The 15,210-nt window shown below is 72.0% G+C and carries 12 protein-coding genes; 3 read left to right on the forward strand and 9 right to left on the reverse strand.

All coding sequences use genetic code 11. The features are described 5' to 3' along the window. Positions 1–9: 9 nt before the first annotated feature. Genes GQF42_RS06195 through GQF42_RS06210 form a run of 4 tightly spaced genes read right to left on the reverse strand, consistent with a single transcriptional unit; the run spans position 10 to position 4,004 of the window. Positions 10–1,176: a thiolase domain-containing protein gene (locus tag GQF42_RS06195; RefSeq protein ID WP_158918410.1), complete on the reverse strand. Its 1,167-nt coding sequence runs from the start codon at positions 1,174–1,176 to the stop codon at positions 10–12. After that, the gene (locus tag GQF42_RS06200) at positions 1,173–2,243 is read right to left on the reverse strand and encodes a thiolase domain-containing protein (protein ID WP_158918412.1); all 1,071 of its coding nucleotides are present in this window, start codon (positions 2,241–2,243) and stop codon (positions 1,173–1,175) included. The genes GQF42_RS06195 and GQF42_RS06200 overlap by 4 nt, the downstream gene beginning before the upstream one ends. Then, entirely contained in the window at positions 2,240–3,181 is a 942-nt protein-coding gene (locus GQF42_RS06205; RefSeq protein WP_158918414.1) for a Zn-ribbon domain-containing OB-fold protein, read from the reverse strand. The genes GQF42_RS06200 and GQF42_RS06205 overlap by 4 nt, the downstream gene beginning before the upstream one ends. Before the next feature lie 22 nt (positions 3,182–3,203). Next, complete coding sequence (locus GQF42_RS06210) at positions 3,204–4,004, reverse strand: crotonase/enoyl-CoA hydratase family protein (RefSeq protein ID WP_158918416.1); 801 nt, start codon at positions 4,002–4,004, stop codon at positions 3,204–3,206. Positions 4,005–4,194: 190 nt separating this feature from the next. Here GQF42_RS06210 and GQF42_RS06215 point away from each other — a divergent pair, with 190 nt between their 5' ends. Both GQF42_RS06215 and GQF42_RS06220 read left to right on the forward strand, forming a co-directional pair. Further along, the gene (locus GQF42_RS06215) at positions 4,195–5,883 is read left to right on the forward strand and encodes an acyl-CoA synthetase (protein ID WP_158918418.1); all 1,689 of its coding nucleotides are present in this window, start codon (positions 4,195–4,197) and stop codon (positions 5,881–5,883) included. 163 nt (positions 5,884–6,046) lie between these two features. Next, positions 6,047–7,720, forward strand: a complete 1,674-nt coding sequence (locus GQF42_RS06220) for an alkaline phosphatase family protein (RefSeq protein WP_158918420.1) — start codon at positions 6,047–6,049, stop codon at positions 7,718–7,720. Between the two features lie 30 nt (positions 7,721–7,750). Here the strand turns inward: GQF42_RS06220 and GQF42_RS06225 are convergent, their stop codons facing one another. Then, positions 7,751–8,140, reverse strand: coding sequence for an alpha/beta fold hydrolase (locus tag GQF42_RS06225; RefSeq protein ID WP_158918422.1), 390 nt, complete (start codon positions 8,138–8,140; stop codon positions 7,751–7,753). Positions 8,141–8,395: 255 nt separating this feature from the next. Continuing rightward, positions 8,396–9,262, reverse strand: coding sequence for an alpha/beta fold hydrolase (locus GQF42_RS06230; protein WP_199272585.1), 867 nt, complete (start codon positions 9,260–9,262; stop codon positions 8,396–8,398). A 204-nt stretch (positions 9,263–9,466) separates the two neighbouring features. Between GQF42_RS06230 and paaK the strand changes: the two genes are divergently transcribed. Beyond that, positions 9,467–10,771: a phenylacetate--CoA ligase PaaK gene (paaK, locus tag GQF42_RS06235; RefSeq protein WP_158918426.1), complete on the forward strand. Its 1,305-nt coding sequence runs from the start codon at positions 9,467–9,469 to the stop codon at positions 10,769–10,771. Positions 10,772–10,970: 199 nt separating this feature from the next. Here paaK and GQF42_RS06240 read toward each other — a convergent pair whose 3' ends face one another. From GQF42_RS06240 to GQF42_RS06250, 3 genes are read right to left on the reverse strand one after another with little or no spacing between them, the layout of a single operon-like run. Then, positions 10,971–12,467: an acyl-CoA synthetase gene (locus tag GQF42_RS06240; RefSeq protein ID WP_158918428.1), complete on the reverse strand. Its 1,497-nt coding sequence runs from the start codon at positions 12,465–12,467 to the stop codon at positions 10,971–10,973. A 57-nt stretch (positions 12,468–12,524) separates the two neighbouring features. Then, the gene (locus GQF42_RS06245) at positions 12,525–14,087 is read right to left on the reverse strand and encodes an acyl-CoA synthetase (RefSeq protein WP_158918430.1); all 1,563 of its coding nucleotides are present in this window, start codon (positions 14,085–14,087) and stop codon (positions 12,525–12,527) included. Beyond that, the gene (locus tag GQF42_RS06250; RefSeq protein WP_158918432.1) at positions 14,084–15,196 is read right to left on the reverse strand and encodes an NAD(P)H-dependent flavin oxidoreductase; all 1,113 of its coding nucleotides are present in this window, start codon (positions 15,194–15,196) and stop codon (positions 14,084–14,086) included. Before GQF42_RS06250 ends, GQF42_RS06245 begins: the two co-directional genes overlap by 4 nt. Positions 15,197–15,210: the final 14 nt, after the last annotated feature.

The raw sequence follows: 15,210 nt of genomic DNA on the forward strand, positions 1-15,210 counted from the left end.
GCCAGTCGTTCAGGCGTCGGGCGGCATGGAGCCCACGAGCCACATGGAGAAGAACTGCGAGCCGCCGCCGTAGGCGTGTCCGAGGACCTTCCGGGCGCCGTCCACCTGGTGCTCCCCGGCCTGGCCGCGGACCTGGAGCGCGGCCTCGGCGAAGCGGATCATCCCGGATGCGCCGATGGGGTTGGTGGACAGCACGCCGCCCGACATGTTGACGGGCAGGTCCCCGTCGAGTTCGGTCACCCCGGACTCGGTGAGCTTCCAGCCCTCTCCCTCCTCGGCGAAGCCGAGGTTCTCCAGCCACATGGGTTCGTACCACGAGAACGGCACGTACATCTCGACGGCGTCGATGTCCCGGCGCGGGTCGGCGATGCCGGCCTGCCGGTAGACGTCGGCGGCGCAGTCCTTGCCGGCCTGCGGGGAGACGAAGTCCTTGCCCGCGAACAGGGTCGGTTCGCTGCGCATCGCGCCGCCGAGCATCCAGGCGGGCGGCCGAGGCGCGCGGGCGGCTCCGGCGCGGTCGGTGAGGACCATGGCGCAGGCGCCGTCGGAGGAGGGGCAGGTCTCGGAGTACCGGATGGGGTCCCACAACATGGGCGAGGCCTGGACCTTCTCCAGCGTGATGTCGTGCTCGTGGAGATGGGCGCAGGGGTTCTTCAGGGCGTTGCGCCGGTCCTTGTAGGCGACGAGGGAGCCGATGGTGTCGGGGGCGCCGCTGCGCCGCATGTACGCGCGCACGTGCGGGGCGAAGAAGCCGCCCGCCCCGGCGAGCAGGGGCTGCTGGAAGGGGATGGGCAGGGACAGACCCCACATGGCGTTCGACTCGGACTGTTTCTCGAAGGCGAGGGTGAGGACCGTGCCGTGGACACGGGCGGCGACCAGGCCCGCCGCGACGAGCGCGGTGGAGCCGCCGACGGAGCCGGCGGTGTGCACCCGGAGCATGGGCTTGCCGACCGCGCCGAGCGCGTCCGCGAGGTACAGCTCGGGCATCATCACGCCCTCGAAGAAGTCGGGCGCCTTGCCGATGACCACGGCGTCGATGTCGGCCCAGGTCAACTCGGCGTCGTCCAGGGCGCTTCGGGCCGCCTCGCGGACGAGTCCGGCGATCGACACGTCCCGGCGGGCGGCCACGTGCTTGGTCTGGCCGATGCCTGTGACGGCCACGGGCTCCTTGCTCATCGTGGATCCCCTTCGAGTACGGCGACCAGGTTCTGCTGGAGGCAGGGGCCGGAGGTGGCGTGGGCGAGGGCGCGGTCGGACGTACCGCGGTGGATGCGGGTGGCGGCCTCGCCGATGCGGATGAGTCCGGCGGCCATGACGGGGTTGGCGGCGAGCGCCCCGCCGGAGGGGTTGACGCGCACGTCGTCGCCGAGGCGCAGGGCCCTGCGCAGGATCACCTCCTGGGCGCTGAACGGGGCGTGCAACTCGGCCGTGTCCACGGGCCGTTCGAAGACGCCGGCCTTTTCGGCCGCCAGCCGGGCGGACGGCGAGTCGGTGAGGTCGCGGACGCCGAGGCCGTGCGCCTCTATGCGGTGGTCGATGCCCCGGATCCAGGCGGGCCGCGCGCACAGCTCCCGGGCCCGCTCCCCGGCCGCGAGGATCACGGCGGCGGCGCCGTCGCCGACGGGCGGGCAGTCGCCGGTGCGCAACGGCCGTACGACATAGTCGCCTTGCGGCTGCCGGCCCTTGAGCTGGGCGTGCGGGTTGGCTGCCGCGTCGGCCCGGCTGCGGGCGCCGACGGCCGCGAGGGCGGGCTCGTCGGTGTGGCCGGCATCTATGAGTGCCTGCGCCTGGAGGGCGGCCAGAGCTATGGAGTCGGGCCATAGGGGGGCGACGTAGTACGGGTCGAGCTGCCGGGTGAGTACGTCGCGCACGGAGCCGGGTGAGCACTTGCCGTAGGAGTACACGAGCGCGGTGTCGGCGTCGCCGGTGAGGAGCTTCGTCCAGGCCTCGTACAGGGCCCAGGCGCCGTCCATCTCGACGTGGGACTCGGAGACGGGCGGCCAGGCGCCGACGCCGTCCAGGGCCATGGTGAAGGAGAAGGCGCGGCCCGCGAGGTAGTCGCTGGAGCCGGAGCAGGTGAAGCCGATGTCGGCGGTCTTCAGGCCGGTCTGTGCGAGGACGTCGTGGAGCACCGGCATGAGCATCTCGACCTCGGAGGACTCCGCGGTGGAGCGCCGGTGGTCGGTCTGGGCGAAGGCGACGACGGCGACGTCCCGGGCGGCGGGGGCTTCTTCGCTGGTCACAGCAGCTCCTTGTACGTCTCGTAGTCCGCGTCGGGCTCGCCGGTGGGCCGGTAGTGGTCGGGGAAGCGGGCTCCTTCGGTCCATACCGGCTCGACGCGCAGTCCCATGCGCACCTGGTCGTACGGGATGCCGCCGATCCGGGCGTGCAGAGCGAGGTCGGCGCCGTCGAGCGCGATGTGCGCGTAGACGTACGGGACCTCGATGTCGAGGTTCTTCGCCTTGATGTTGACGATGCAGAAGGTGGTCACTGTGCCCCGAGGACCTACTTCGACCTGTTCTGCTGTGGCCAAGCCACATGTGGGGCACGCACCCCTGGGCGGGACGTACACCTTGCGGCAGGAGGGGCAGCGTTCGCCGACGGTCCGCTGTTGGGAGAGGGCATGGATGTAGGCGGACTGGGCGCGGCCGGGAGAGTAGGTGTAGTCGAGGCGGGCGGGTGCGACGATCCCGGTGAGGGGGGCCGCGAACTCTCCCGTGTGGTCTCCCGGTTGTGCGGCCGGTCCGTCGTACGGCTCGAAGCAGGCGATGTCGGTGATGGCGCCGGTGCGCTCCCCTGCCCAGCGGATCCGCACCCGCATGCCGGTGTGCACGGCGTCGGGGCCGGGGGCGTCGAGGGCGTGCAGCAGGGCGGTGTCGGCGCCGTCGAGCCGGACCAGGACCCAGGCGAAGGGGGCGTCGAGGGGCTGGCCACGGCGGGGTTCGTGGTTCCAGGCCCAGGTGGTGACAGTGCCCGTGGGGGCGACCTCCACCAGGTCGCGGATCTCCTCGGCGGTGACCGGGTCGTACTCGACGGGCGGCACCAGGGTGCGTCCGTCGCCGGTCCGCACACCGAGCACGACGCGTTCGCGCAGGCCAGTGAGGAAGGCGCTCTGGACGGGTCCGAGGGAGCGGGTGAAGGGGAACTCGACGACGAGGGGCGCTTGCAGGACTTCGGGCATCCTTGGGGACTCCTTCGGCGGTTCAGGCGCGCTTGTAGACGGGGGGCCGTTTCTCGGCGAAGGCGCGGGCGCCCTCCTTGGCGTCGGCGGTGTCGAAGACCGGCCAGCCGCGGGCGAGTTCGGCCTCGAGACCGTCGGTCTCCGTCAGCTCGGCGGTCTCGTACACCGACGCCTTGACGGCCTCGACGGCGAGCGGGCCGCAGGCGTTGATCCGCTCGGCGATCTCCAGGGCCGCCTCCAGCGCGGTGCCGTCGGGGACGACATGACCGATCAGGCCGATACGGGCAGCCTCCTCGGCGCTGTACGGCCGTGCGGTGAGCAGCATCTCCAGGGCGTGGGTGCGCGGGATCTGGCGCTGGAGCCGGACGGTGGAACCGCCGATCGGGAAGAGCCCGCGGCGGACCTCGAACAGGCCGAAGGTCGCGGACTCGCCGGCGACCCGGATGTCGGTGCCCTGGAGGATCTCGGTACCGCCCGCCACGCAGTACCCCTCGATGGCGGCGATCACCGGTTTGCGGGGCCGGTGGTGACGCAGCATCGCCTTCCAGTGCAGATCGGGGTCGGCCTTGAGCCGGTCGCGGTAGTGCTCGCCCTGCATGCCGTTGCCGGCGAGCGCCTTCAGGTCCATGCCGGCGCAGAAGGAGCCGCCGGACCCGGTGAGCACGATCGAGCGGATCGCGTCGTCCGCGTCGGCCTCGAGCCAGCCGTCGTACAGGCCGACGAGCATCGGAAGCGAGAGCGCGTTCCTGGCGTCGGGCCGGTTGAGTGTGAGCACCAGTGTGGCGCCCTCGCGCCGCACGGTGAGGTGTTCCGTCCCGCCCATGGACTTGTCTCCCCTCGGTGAGAACGAGAACAGGTTGCAGGAGGCGGGGAGGCACTTCAAGGGTTTTCTGACAGACAGTCAGATTTATTGGTGCGGGCCCTTCACAGTTGCGGCGCCCTTTGCTCTGATGACCGGCGAAGCGACGGTTCTCACCTTTCTCCGTCGGGGCTGTTCGGGGTCAGGAGGCGCGGTGGAGTACAACCTTGCCGATCTGTTCGAGTCGGTCGTCGACGTGGCCTCGGACCGGGAGGCCCTCGTCCACCTCGACCATCCCGGCACCGGCGCGGAACGCCGCCTGACCTACGCGGAGCTGGACGCGGCCGCCAACCGCATCGCACATCACCTGATCGACAGCGGCATCCGCCCCGGGGAGCATCTGGGCCTGCACCTGTACAACGGCGTCGAGTACCTCCAGACGGTGCTGGCCTGCCTCAAGGCGCGCATTGTTCCGGTCAACGTCAACTACCGCTATGTCGAAGAGGAGTTGGTGTACCTCTACCGGGATGCGGACCTGGTGGCACTGGTCTTCGACGCGGAGTTCGCGGACCGGGTGGCGGGCGCGCTGCCGCGGACGCCGGGGCTGCGGCACCTGCTGTGCGTGGGGCCGGGGACGCCCGGCGGGCCGGGGACGGGGCCGGGCACAGGGACGGGTGTGGCCACAGGGCCGGGTACGGCGACGGGTGCGGCCGGGGTGCCGGGCGCGGTTGCGTTCGCGGACGCGGAGGCCGCAGGGTCACCCGAGCGGGGCTTTCCCGCGCGCTCCGGGGACGACCAGTTCATCATCTACACCGGCGGCACGACCGGCATGCCCAAGGGTGTGATGTGGCGTCAGGAGGACCTGTTCTTCGCGGGGCTGGGCGGCGGCGCACCGACCGGGGAGCCGGTGAGGACACCGGAGGAGCTGGCCGAGCGGGTCGCGGCCGGCGGCACCGGGATCACCTTCTTCCCCACTCCCCCGCTGATGCACGGCACCTCGACGCTGACCGCGTTCATCGGTTTCAACTTCGGCCAACGTGTCGTCCTGCACCGCAAGTTCGTGCCCGAGGAGGTACTGCGGACCATCGAGAAGGAGAAGGTCACCAGCGTGTCGCTGGTCGGCGACGCGATGCTCCGGCCGCTGATCGACGCGCTGAGCGGGCCGCTGAAGGGTACCGACTGCTCGGCCCTGTTCAGCGTCTCCTCGTCCGGCGCGATCATGTCGGAGACGGTGCGCCGGCAGTTTCGCGAACTGGTCCCTAACGCCATGCTGCTGAACAACTTCGGCTCCTCGGAGTCCGGCTTCAACGGCACGGCGACCGAGGACTCCGGGCCCGAGCGCGGCTTCCGGATCCGGGTCAACTCCCGTACTCGGGTAGTGGATCCGGCCACCCACGAACCGGTCACGGCGGGCGAGGTCGGCCGCGTCGCCCAGTGCGGCCATGTGCCGCTCGGCTACTACAACGACCCGCGCAAGACGGCGGAGACCTTCTTCACCAGGGACGGCGAGCGCTGGGTGCTGCTCGGCGACATGGCGACCGTCGACGCGGACGGCGTGGTCACGGTCCTCGGCCGCGGATCGCAGTGCATCAACACCGGGGGCGAGAAGGTCTACCCCGAAGAGGTCGAGCAGGCGCTCAAGGCGCATCCGGACGTGTACGACGCGCTCGTCGCCGGGGTGCCCGACGCGACATGGGGCAACCATGTGGCGGCCGTGGTGCAACTGCGCGAGGGAGCCGCGCGGCCGTCCCTCGCCGACATCCAGGGCCACTGCCGTACCCGGCTGGCCGGCTACAAGATCCCCCGCCAGCTGGTGATCACGGAGTCCGTCCGGCGCTCCCCGAGCGGCAAGGCCGACTACCGGTGGGCCCGCGAGGTGGCGGTGGCGGCGGACCGGCCGTAGGCCGTGGCTGCGGGGTGTCCCGCCGCCTCGACCGCACCGGAGGATTACCCTGTGTCAACGCCCGACGCCATTTCATTACCAGGAGTGATCGTCGGTCGTACGAGTGATGCCGGTCCCGGTCCCGCCCGCGCCGGCACCCGGCCCCGTGCGGAAGGACCTCCAGGTGTCGCACCCCACGCCTCGTCGATGGTTCGCGTGGTGCCGTCGGCACACCCGGATCGGGCGCGGGGTGTCCTTCGGCACGACCGTCCTCGCCGCCGTCCTCGTGCTGGGCGCGCTGCTGCTGCCGGACCGGCCCGACCATCTCGACCCGGCCGCGTTCGTCCGGCTTCCGGCCGAGGGCATCGTGCTCGCGGCACTGCTCCTGGTGCTGCCGTACCGGGCCCGGCGGGCCGTGGCGGTGGCGGCCGGTGTGCTCATCGGGCTGCTCATCCTCCTCAAATGCCTCGACATCGGCTTCTACTCGGTGCTGTTCCGCCCCTTCGACCTGGTGCTGGACTGGGGCCTGCTCGGCAACGCGGCGGACTATCTGCGCGAGACGTCGGGCCGGGCCGGTGAGCTGGCCGCCATCGCCGGTGCCGTACTGCTCGGGGTCGCGGTCCTCGTCCTGACCACGGGCGCCACGGTCCGGCTGGCCGCACTGCTGGTCCGCCACCGCACCCGGTCGGTCCACGGGATCCTGCTGCTGGGCACCGCGTGGGGCACCTGCGTCGTGCTCGGCCTGCACAGCGCCGGCCGGCCCGTCGCCGCCACGCTCGACGCCGACCTGCTCGGCGACCACGCCCGCCAGGTCCGCACGTCACTCGCCGACGCCCGCCTCTTCGGGCAGCAGGCCGCCGTCGACGCCTTCGCCCGCACCCCGCCGGGCCGGCTGCTCACCGCACTGCGCGGCAAGGACGTGCTGTTCACCTTCGTCGAGAGCTACGGCCGTTCGGCGATCGAGGACCCGGCGATGGCCCCGCGCATCGACGCGGTCCTCAAGGAGAGCACGGCGGCCGTCCGGGCGGCCGGGTTCGAGGCGCGCAGCGGCTGGCTGCGCTCGCCGGTGACGGGCGGCGGCAGCTGGCTGGCCCACTCGACCTTTCTGTCCGGCCTGTGGATCAGCAACCAGCAGCGGTTCCGCAGCCTCACCTCCAGCGACCGCACCACCCTCACCGGCGCCTTCCGCAGGACGGGTGCCTGGCGCACGGTCGGTGTCGTGCCGGGTGTGCTGGCGGCCTGGCCGGAGGGCCGGTTCTTCGGCCTGGACCACATCTACGACGGCCGTCATCTCGGTTACCACGGCCCTGACTTCGGCTGGTCGCAGGTGCCGGACCAGTTCACCCTGGACGCCTTCCGGGACAAGGAGTTCGCACGGCGGGGCCGCGGCCCGCTGATGGCGGAGATCATCCTCACCTCCAGCCACTATCCCTGGGCGCCGGTACCGCGCCTGGTCGACTGGGCGAAACTGGGCGACGGCTCGGTGTTCCAGCCGATCAGGCGCGCCGGCAGGTCCCAGGAGGAGGTCTGGAGCAGTCCGGAGAGCGTGCGCGCCGAGTACCGCAGCTCCATCGAGTACTCACTGCACAGCCTCGTCGGGTTCCTGCAGCGCTACGGCGACAGGAACACGGTCCTGGTCTTCCTGGGCGACCACCAGCCGGTGCCGACGGTCACCGGGAACAGCCCCCGCAAGGACGTGCCGGTCAGCATCGTCGCCTACGACCCCGAGGTGCTGGACCGCATCTCCGGCTGGGGCTGGACGCGGGGGCTGAAGCCCGCCGCCGACGCCCCCGTGTGGCCCATGGACAGCTTCCGTGACCGCTTCCTCAAGGCGTACGGGCCCCGGCCCGGCCGGTGACGGACCTCGCGCGGACGCGGCTCCCGGTCCTCAGCGCCCGAGGAACTCCTCCGGTGTTGGCATAGCGATCCGGCCCATGCGGTCCCGCCACACAGGATCGGGGGCGTTGCACTGCTCGTCGGTGGCCCGCACCATCGCCCGGCCGAACGGCAACTCTCCCACGGGCCGCGGGGCGGGGACCCGGGGCGGGTCGCGCGGCACCGGTGCGCAGACGTCCTCGAGCACCGGACGTCGTACGACCCCGGGGTGGCGCTGCGCCGGCAGACAGGCGACGAGGCCGCCCGGCGATCGGCCCACCCCATCGACCCGGGCGAGGCCCGGGGCGGCCGGCAGGGCGCGTACGTCGTCCGGCATCGCCTCCCGCGCGTACTGCCCCGGCCACCTGCTGCGTCCGTGGCCGCGCCGGTCGGGGGCGTACACGCGGCGCGGCACCGGTGGCGCGGGGGCCGTTCGGCGATCGGGGTCGGGCCGGCGCCGACGGCGCCCCGGTAGTGCAGCAGCAGGACGGCGGGGCGCCGGCCGGGGCCGGGCCCCGGCCCCGGCCCCGGCTCCGGCTTCGGCTTCGGCTTCGGCTTCGGCTTCGGCAGGCCAGGGTGTTGCCGTTCGCCTCGGTGGTGTGCGGCCGCGCGGTGTCCATGCCGGGCACGCCGGCCGGGCGGCCGGGGCGGGGGCCGACTAATCCGCCGAGGGCACAGCGGTGCCCACGGCTGCGTCGAGGAAGGCGAGCACGCGGCCCGCGAACCGTTCGGGGTCGTCCAGCCAGGGGAAGTGACCGGCACCGGGCTGGACGCTGAACTCGGCCCGGGGGAAGGCCTCGGCGGCCCGGCGGGCGAGGTCGGGGCGGGGGCCGCCGTCGAGTTCGCCCGCGTGCACGAGCACGGGTGCCGTCAGGCCGGCGAGTGCGGCCCGGGTCGCCTCGGGTACGAAGGCACCCTCGGTGAAGTACCGGTCGCCCGCCTCCTCGTTGCTCTGCTCCAGTTCGGCGTCCGCGTGTGCCCGGGCGGCGGCGTCCCAGCGGCCGTAGAAGAACGGCAGGAAGACGTCGTCGAAGTCCGCCTCCCCCACCAGCCATGCCCGGAAGGCGGGGAAGGCCTTCTCGAACCAGGGCTCGTCCGCGCGCAGCCGGGCCGCGGCGAGCCGGTCCTCGGGCGCCGCCCGCAGGCCCAGCCCGGTCAGGTTCGGGGTGATCAGCACCAGCCGCCGGATGCGCCGCGGGTGGCGGGCCGCGTAGAGCATGGCCAGGGCGGCACCCGCCGAGTGGGCGAGCAGATCCATGTGCTCCAGGCCCATGTGTGCGCGCCATGTCTCCACGTCCTCGACCATCCGGTCGCAGCGGTACGTCGCCGGGTCCGCGGGCACCGCGGAGTCGCCGGTGCCCCGCAGGTCGAGCAGGGCCAACCGGCGGTGCGCGGTCAGCCCGCCGAGGTCCTCGAGGTAGGCGGAGGCACGCATGGGGCCGCCGGGCAGCACGACGAGGGGCTCGCCCTCGCCCCGCAGGTGGTAGGCGAGCCGGGTCCCGTCGGTCGTGGTGAAGGTGGGCATGGCCGCGATCATGTCGGTCCACCCCGGCGGGGCGCAACGTTTTTGCGTACGGGCGCCGCATCCCGCCCGGCGCGGGCGCGGAACCGGGCAGAAAATCCGTGCACCCCCCTTGCCTGATCGCGCATGGCCTGAATTACTGGCCCCGAACGAGTCAACCGAATGATCGGTCGTCCGGTATGTACGGCCTGCAAGGGAGACGTCTCGATGGCGGATGCGACGGACCTGCGCGACGCGGGCGAACGGCTCGGGCCCGACGAGCTGCGGGCGCTCCAGCTGGAGCGGCTGCGCGCCTCGCTGCGGCACGCCTACGACCACGTGCCGTTCTACCGGGAGTCCTTCGACAAGGCCGGCGTCCACCCGGAGGACTGCCGTTCCCTCCCGGACCTCGCCCACTTCCCCTTCACGACCAAGGCCGACCTCAGGGCGAACTACCCGTACGGCATGTTCGCCGTCCCCCGGGAGCGGATCCGCCGGCTGCACGCCTCCAGTGGCACCACGGGACACCCCACGGTGGTCGGCTATACGGACAACGACCTTTCCATGTGGGCCGACATGGTGGCGCGCTCGCTACGGGCGGCCGGCACACGGCCCGGCGACATCGTGCATGTGGCGTACGGCTATGGACTGTTCACCGGCGGTCTGGGCGCCCACTACGGTGCCGAGCGCCTGGGCTGTACGGTCGTCCCCGCATCCGGCGGTATGACGGCCCGGCAGGTGCAGCTGATCCGGGACCTGGAGCCGACCGTCATCATGGTGACCCCGTCCTACATGCTCACGCTGCTGGACGAGTTCGAGCGGCAGGGCGTGGACCCGCGCACCACCTCGCTGCGGGCCGGCGTGTTCGGGGCGGAGCCCTGGACCGAGCAGATGCGGCGCGAGATCGAGGAGCGGTTCGGGATCGACGCCGTCGACATCTACGGGCTGTCCGAGGTGATCGGTCCCGGTGTGGCCCAGGAGTGCGTGGAGACCAAGGACGGGCTGACCGTGTGGGAGGACCACTTCTACCCGGAGGTGGTCGACCCGATCACGGGCGAGGTGCTGCCGGACGGCGAGCAGGGGGAGCTGGTGTTCACCTCGCTGACCAAGGAGGCCATGCCGATCGTGCGGTACCGGACCAGGGACCTGACGCGGCTGCTGCCCGGCACGGCCCGGGTGTTCCGGCGGATGGAGAAGGTCACCGGGCGCAGTGACGACATGGTGATCCTGCGCGGAGTGAATCTGTTCCCGACCCAGATCGAGGAGATCGTGCTCCGCACGCCCGGTGTGGCACCCCACTTCCAGCTCCGGCTGACCCGCGAGGGGCGCCTGGACAGCCTCACCGTCCGCGCCGAGGCCCGTCCGGACGCGCCTTCGCAGACGCGCGAGGCGGCGGCCCGGTCCATCGTCGCGGCCGTGAAGGACGGCATCGGGGTCTCGGTGGACGTGGAGATCGTCGACCCCGAGTCGCTGGAACGGTCGGTGGGCAAGATCCGCCGCATCGTGGACCTGCGGTCGCGGGACGCGGGGTAGGGGAGGCAGGGCGCGGCCGTGCGCCGGACCGAGCCGGTCACCGGCCGCGGGACGGTCGTATCGACGTACCTCGAAACGTCGGCGGCGGCCGGTACTCCGGAGCCGTGATGGACACCGCCCTCCCTCCCCTGCCGGGAGCTGGGCCGATCCCACTGGCCGACCGGGCACCGCAGGCCCGTCCGGGCGCTCGGGCCACCAGCTAGCCGCGGAAGCGGTCCCGGAGTTCGCGTTTGAGGATCTTGCCGCTGGCGTTGCGGGGCAGCTCGTCGACGAACAGGATCCGCTTGGGGGCCTTGAAGGGGGTCAGCCGCTCCTTCACGTGGGTGATGAGCTGGTCCTCCGTGACGTCGCCACGGGAGACGACGACGGCGGTGACGGCCTCGATCCAGTGGTCGTCGGGCAGACCGATCACCGCGGTCTCGGCGACGGCCTCGTGGGTGTAGAGAGCGTCCTCGACCTGGCGTGAAGCGACCAGAACACCACCGGAGTTGATGACGTCCTTCACCCGGTCCACGATCGTGAAGTAGCCGTCGGCGTCGCGCACCGCGAGGTCGCCGGAGTGGAACCAGCCGTCCCGGAAGGCCTCGGCGCTCTCCTCGGGCCTGTCCCAGTAGCCCTCGCACAACTGCGGTGAGCGGTAGACGATTTCACCGGGCGTGCCGTCGGGCACGTCCTGTCCCCGGTCGTCCACGACCCGCGCGTCCACGAAGAGCACGGTCCGGCCGCAGGAGTCCAGGCGGCCCTCGTGTTCGTCGGGGGCGAGCACGGTGGCCAGCGGGCCGACCTCGCTCTGTCCGAAGCAGTTGTAGAACGCGAGTTTCGGCAGGCGTTGGCGCAGGCGCTCCAGCACCGGGACGGGCATGATCGAGGCACCGTAGTAGGCCTTGCGCAGGCCGTCGAGGGCGCGGGTGGCGAAGTCGGGACGGCCCGCGAGGGCGATCCACACCGTGGGCGGCGCGAACAGGCTGTCCACGCGGCCCGCTTCGATCAGGTCGAACAGCCGGTCCCCGTCGGGGACGTCCAGGACGAGGTTGGTCGCGCCGATCGCCAGGTACGGCAGCAGGAACACGTGCATCTGCGCGGAGTGGTACAGCGGCAGCGCGTGCACCGGGCGGTCGCCGGCGCTCAGGTCGAGTGCGGTGATCGCGCTCAGGTACTCGTGGACCAGCGCCCGGTGAGTCATCATCGCGCCCTTGGGCAGGGCCGTCGTGCCGGAGGTGTACAGCAGTTGGACCAGGTCCTCGGTGCGGGGTTCCGGCCCGTCGTACGGCGAAGTGTCCGCCAGCCGGGCCAGGAGGGAGCCCTGGGCGTCCCTGAGTGGCAACGTCCGTACGCCGTGCGGGAGTCGGCCGGCCAGGTCGGGGTCGGCCAGTGCGAGGGTGCTGCCGGACTGGGCGACGAGATACGCCAGGTCTGCGCCGGTGAGGTTCTGGTTGACCGGCACATGGACCAGACCCGCCCGGGCGCAGGCGAGGAAGGCGATCAGATAGGCGTCGGAGTTGTGGCCGTACGCGGCAACCCGGTCGCCGGGCTCGAGCCCCTCGGCGAGCAGCACCGAGGCCGCACGGGAGACGGCGTCGTCGAGTTCCTCGTACGTCCAACGGCGCTCGCCGTACTCCACCGCGACCCGCGCCGGGGTGCGCCGGGCGCTGCGGCGCAGCACTCCGTCGACCGTGCTGCCGTGTCCCTGCGTCATGACAGCCGATCCTGGGGCCGCCGGACGCGCCGGTCAAGCACCCCGGTCCCACCGCGGTCACACCGGGCGGGTGCGTCCCCGCCAGTACGGATCGCGCAGCCGCCGCTTGTAGAGCTTGCCGTTGGGGTCGCGGGGCATCTCGGCGATGAAGTCGACGCTCCTGGGCCGCTTGTAGCCGGCCAGGCGCTCGGCGCAGTGGTCGAGGAGGGCGCTGGCGAGGGCCGGTCCGGGCTCGTGGCCGGGGGCCGGTTCGACGACGGCCTTGACCTGCTCTCCCCAGTCGTCGTGCGGGATGCCGAAGGCGGCGGCGTCGGCGACGGCCGGATGCGAGAGCAGTGCGGACTCGATCTCGGCCGGGTAGATGTTGACCCCGCCGGAGATGATCATGTCTATCTTGCGGTCGCGGAGGAAGAGGTAGCCGTCCTCGTCCAGTACGCCGAGATCGCCGACGGTGAAGAAGTCGCCGATGCGGTTCTTGCGGGTCTTGGCCTCGTCCTTGTGGTACGAGAAGCCGCCGGTGCTCATCTTCATGTAGACGGTGCCGAGCCGGCCGGGCGGCAGCCGGTTGCCGTCGTCGTCGAAGACCGCGAGTTCACTGATGGGCCAGGCCTTGCCGACCGTGCCGGGCTTCTTCAGCCAGTCCTCGGCGGTGGCGAAGGCACCACCGCCCTCGCTGGCCGCGTAGTACTCCTCCACACAGTGGCCCCACCAGTCGATCATGGCCCGCTTCACATGGTCCGGGCAGGGGGCTGCGCCGTGGATGGCGTGCCGCATGGAGGAGACGTCGTAGCGGTCCCGTACCTCCTGCGGGAGGGCCAGCAGGCGGTGGAACTGGGTCGGGACCATATGGGTGTGCGTGCACCGGTGGGTGTCGATGCGGTCGAGCATCTCCTCGGGGGTCCACTTGTCCATGAGCACCAGCCGGTGCCCGATGTGCAGGGACGCGCCCGCGAACTGCAGGACGGCCGTGTGGTAGAGCGGCGAGCAGACCAGGTGGACGTTGCCGTCGAAGGGCTTGATGCCGAAGATGCCGAGGAAGCCTCCGAGGTAGGCCTCCTCGGGGGTCTTTCCTGGCAGTGGGCGGCGGATGCCCCGCGGGCGGCCCGTCGTACCGGAGGTGTAGTTCATGACCCAGCCGAGTTCGCGGTCGGCGGGGGCCGACTCCGGCTGTCCGTCCAGGAGTTGGGAGTACGGCCGGAAGTCCTCGACCTCGCCGACCGCGTACCGGTGACCGGCGGGCAGCCCCGCCTCGTCGGCGGCGGCGCGTGCGGCGGCGCCGAACCGCTCGTGGGCGATGAGCACCTTGGCACCGGAGTCGGCGACGATCCAGGCGATCTCGGGGCCGACGAGGTGGTGGTTGACCGGCACCAGATACAGGCCGGCCTGGGTGGCGGCCAGGTAGGCGGTGAAGAACTCGACGCCGTTGGGCAGGACGACGGCGAAGGAGTCGCCGCGCTCGAGGCCGGCCGCGCGCAGCCCGTGGACGAGCCGGTTGGCGGCGGCGTGCAGCCGTCCGGCGGTCCACTCCTCGCCGTCGGGGGCGATGAGGACGGTGTGGTCGGGATCCTGGGCTGCCTGCGCCCAGAATCCGGCTGGAGGCGTGCTGACGGGTGCGCTCACGACTGGCCGCTCCTTCCGGCGATGCGGTTGATGCGGTCCACGGCCCGCTCGAAGCCGCGGGTGAGGTCGTCGAAGACGGCCTGGACGGTGCGTTCGCTGCTCATCCGGCCGACGATCTGCCCGACGGGGGTGCCGAGCAGCGGTTCGACCTCGTACTTCTGGATCCGGGAGACCGCCTCGGCCACCAGCAGGCCCTGCAGCGGCATGGGCAGGGTGCCGGGTCCGGCCGGGTCGTCCCAGGCGTCGGTCCATTCGGTACGGAGCTGACGCGCGGGTTTGCCCGTCAGGGCACGTGAGCGGACGGTGTCCCCGGAGCCGGCGGCGAGCAGCTTGCGGGTCAGGGCGGGAGCGTGCAGATCGGCCTCTGTGGTGGTGAGCCACAGGGAGCCGAGCCACACACCCTGGGCGCCGAGGGTGAGGGCGGCGGCCACCTGTTGTCCGCTGCCGATGCCTCCCGCGGCCAGCACGGGCAGCGGGTCGACGGCGTCCACGATCTCGGGGGTGAGCACCATCGTGGCGATCTCCCCGGTGTGGCCGCCCGCCTCGTAGCCCTGGGCGACGACGATGTCGATGCCCGCCTCCTGGTGCTTGCGGGCGTGCCGGGCGCTGCCCGCGAGCGCGGCGACCAGGACACCCTGGTCGTGGGCGCGGGCGACGACGTCGGCGGGCGGGGAGCCGAGGGCGTTGGCGAGCAGCTTGATCGGATGGTCGAAGGCGACGTCGAGCTGGGTGCGGGCGACCTGCTCCATCCACCCGGTGATGCGCCATCCGGAGGCCTCGCCGTCGGCCAGTTCCGGCACTGCGTGCTTGGCGAGGGTGTCGCGGACGAACTGCCGGTGCCCCTCGGGGATCATCGCCTCGACGTCCGCCTCGGAAACGCCCTCCACCTTCTTCGCGGGCATCACCACGTCCAGCCCGTAGGGGCGGTCGCCGACGTGTGCCTCGATCCAGTCGAGGTCGCGTTTGAGGTCGTCGGGAGCGGTGTAGCGGACCGCGCCGAGCACGCCGAAGCCGCCGGCCCGGCTGATGGCCGCGGCGACGGCAGGGAACGGCGTGAAGCCGAAGACGGCGTGCTCGACTCCCAGTTTCTTGCTCAGCTCCGTCTGCATGGGCGCAGGATGCC

Source organism: Streptomyces broussonetiae (assembly GCF_009796285.1).
In the GTDB taxonomy this organism is placed as follows: Bacteria; Actinomycetota; Actinomycetes; order Streptomycetales; family Streptomycetaceae; genus Streptomyces; species Streptomyces broussonetiae.

Bases quoted from the DNA above. Each gene is read 5' to 3' on its own strand.
- GQF42_RS06195 (WP_158918410.1), bottom strand. From the start codon at position 1,176: ATGAGCAAGGAGCCCGTGGCCGTCACAGGCATCGGCCAGACCAAGCAC.
- GQF42_RS06205 (WP_158918414.1), bottom strand. From the start codon at position 3,181: ATGCCCGAAGTCCTGCAAGCGCCCCTCGTCGTCGAGTTCCCCTTCACC.
- GQF42_RS06210 (WP_158918416.1), bottom strand. From the start codon at position 4,004: ATGGGCGGGACGGAACACCTCACCGTGCGGCGCGAGGGCGCCACACTG.
- GQF42_RS06230 (WP_199272585.1), bottom strand. From the start codon at position 9,262: ATGCCCACCTTCACCACGACCGACGGGACCCGGCTCGCCTACCACCTG.
- paaK (WP_158918426.1), top strand. From the start codon at position 9,467: ATGGCGGATGCGACGGACCTGCGCGACGCGGGCGAACGGCTCGGGCCC.
- GQF42_RS06240 (WP_158918428.1), bottom strand. From the start codon at position 12,467: ATGACGCAGGGACACGGCAGCACGGTCGACGGAGTGCTGCGCCGCAGC.
- GQF42_RS06250 (WP_158918432.1), bottom strand. From the start codon at position 15,196: ATGCAGACGGAGCTGAGCAAGAAACTGGGAGTCGAGCACGCCGTCTTC.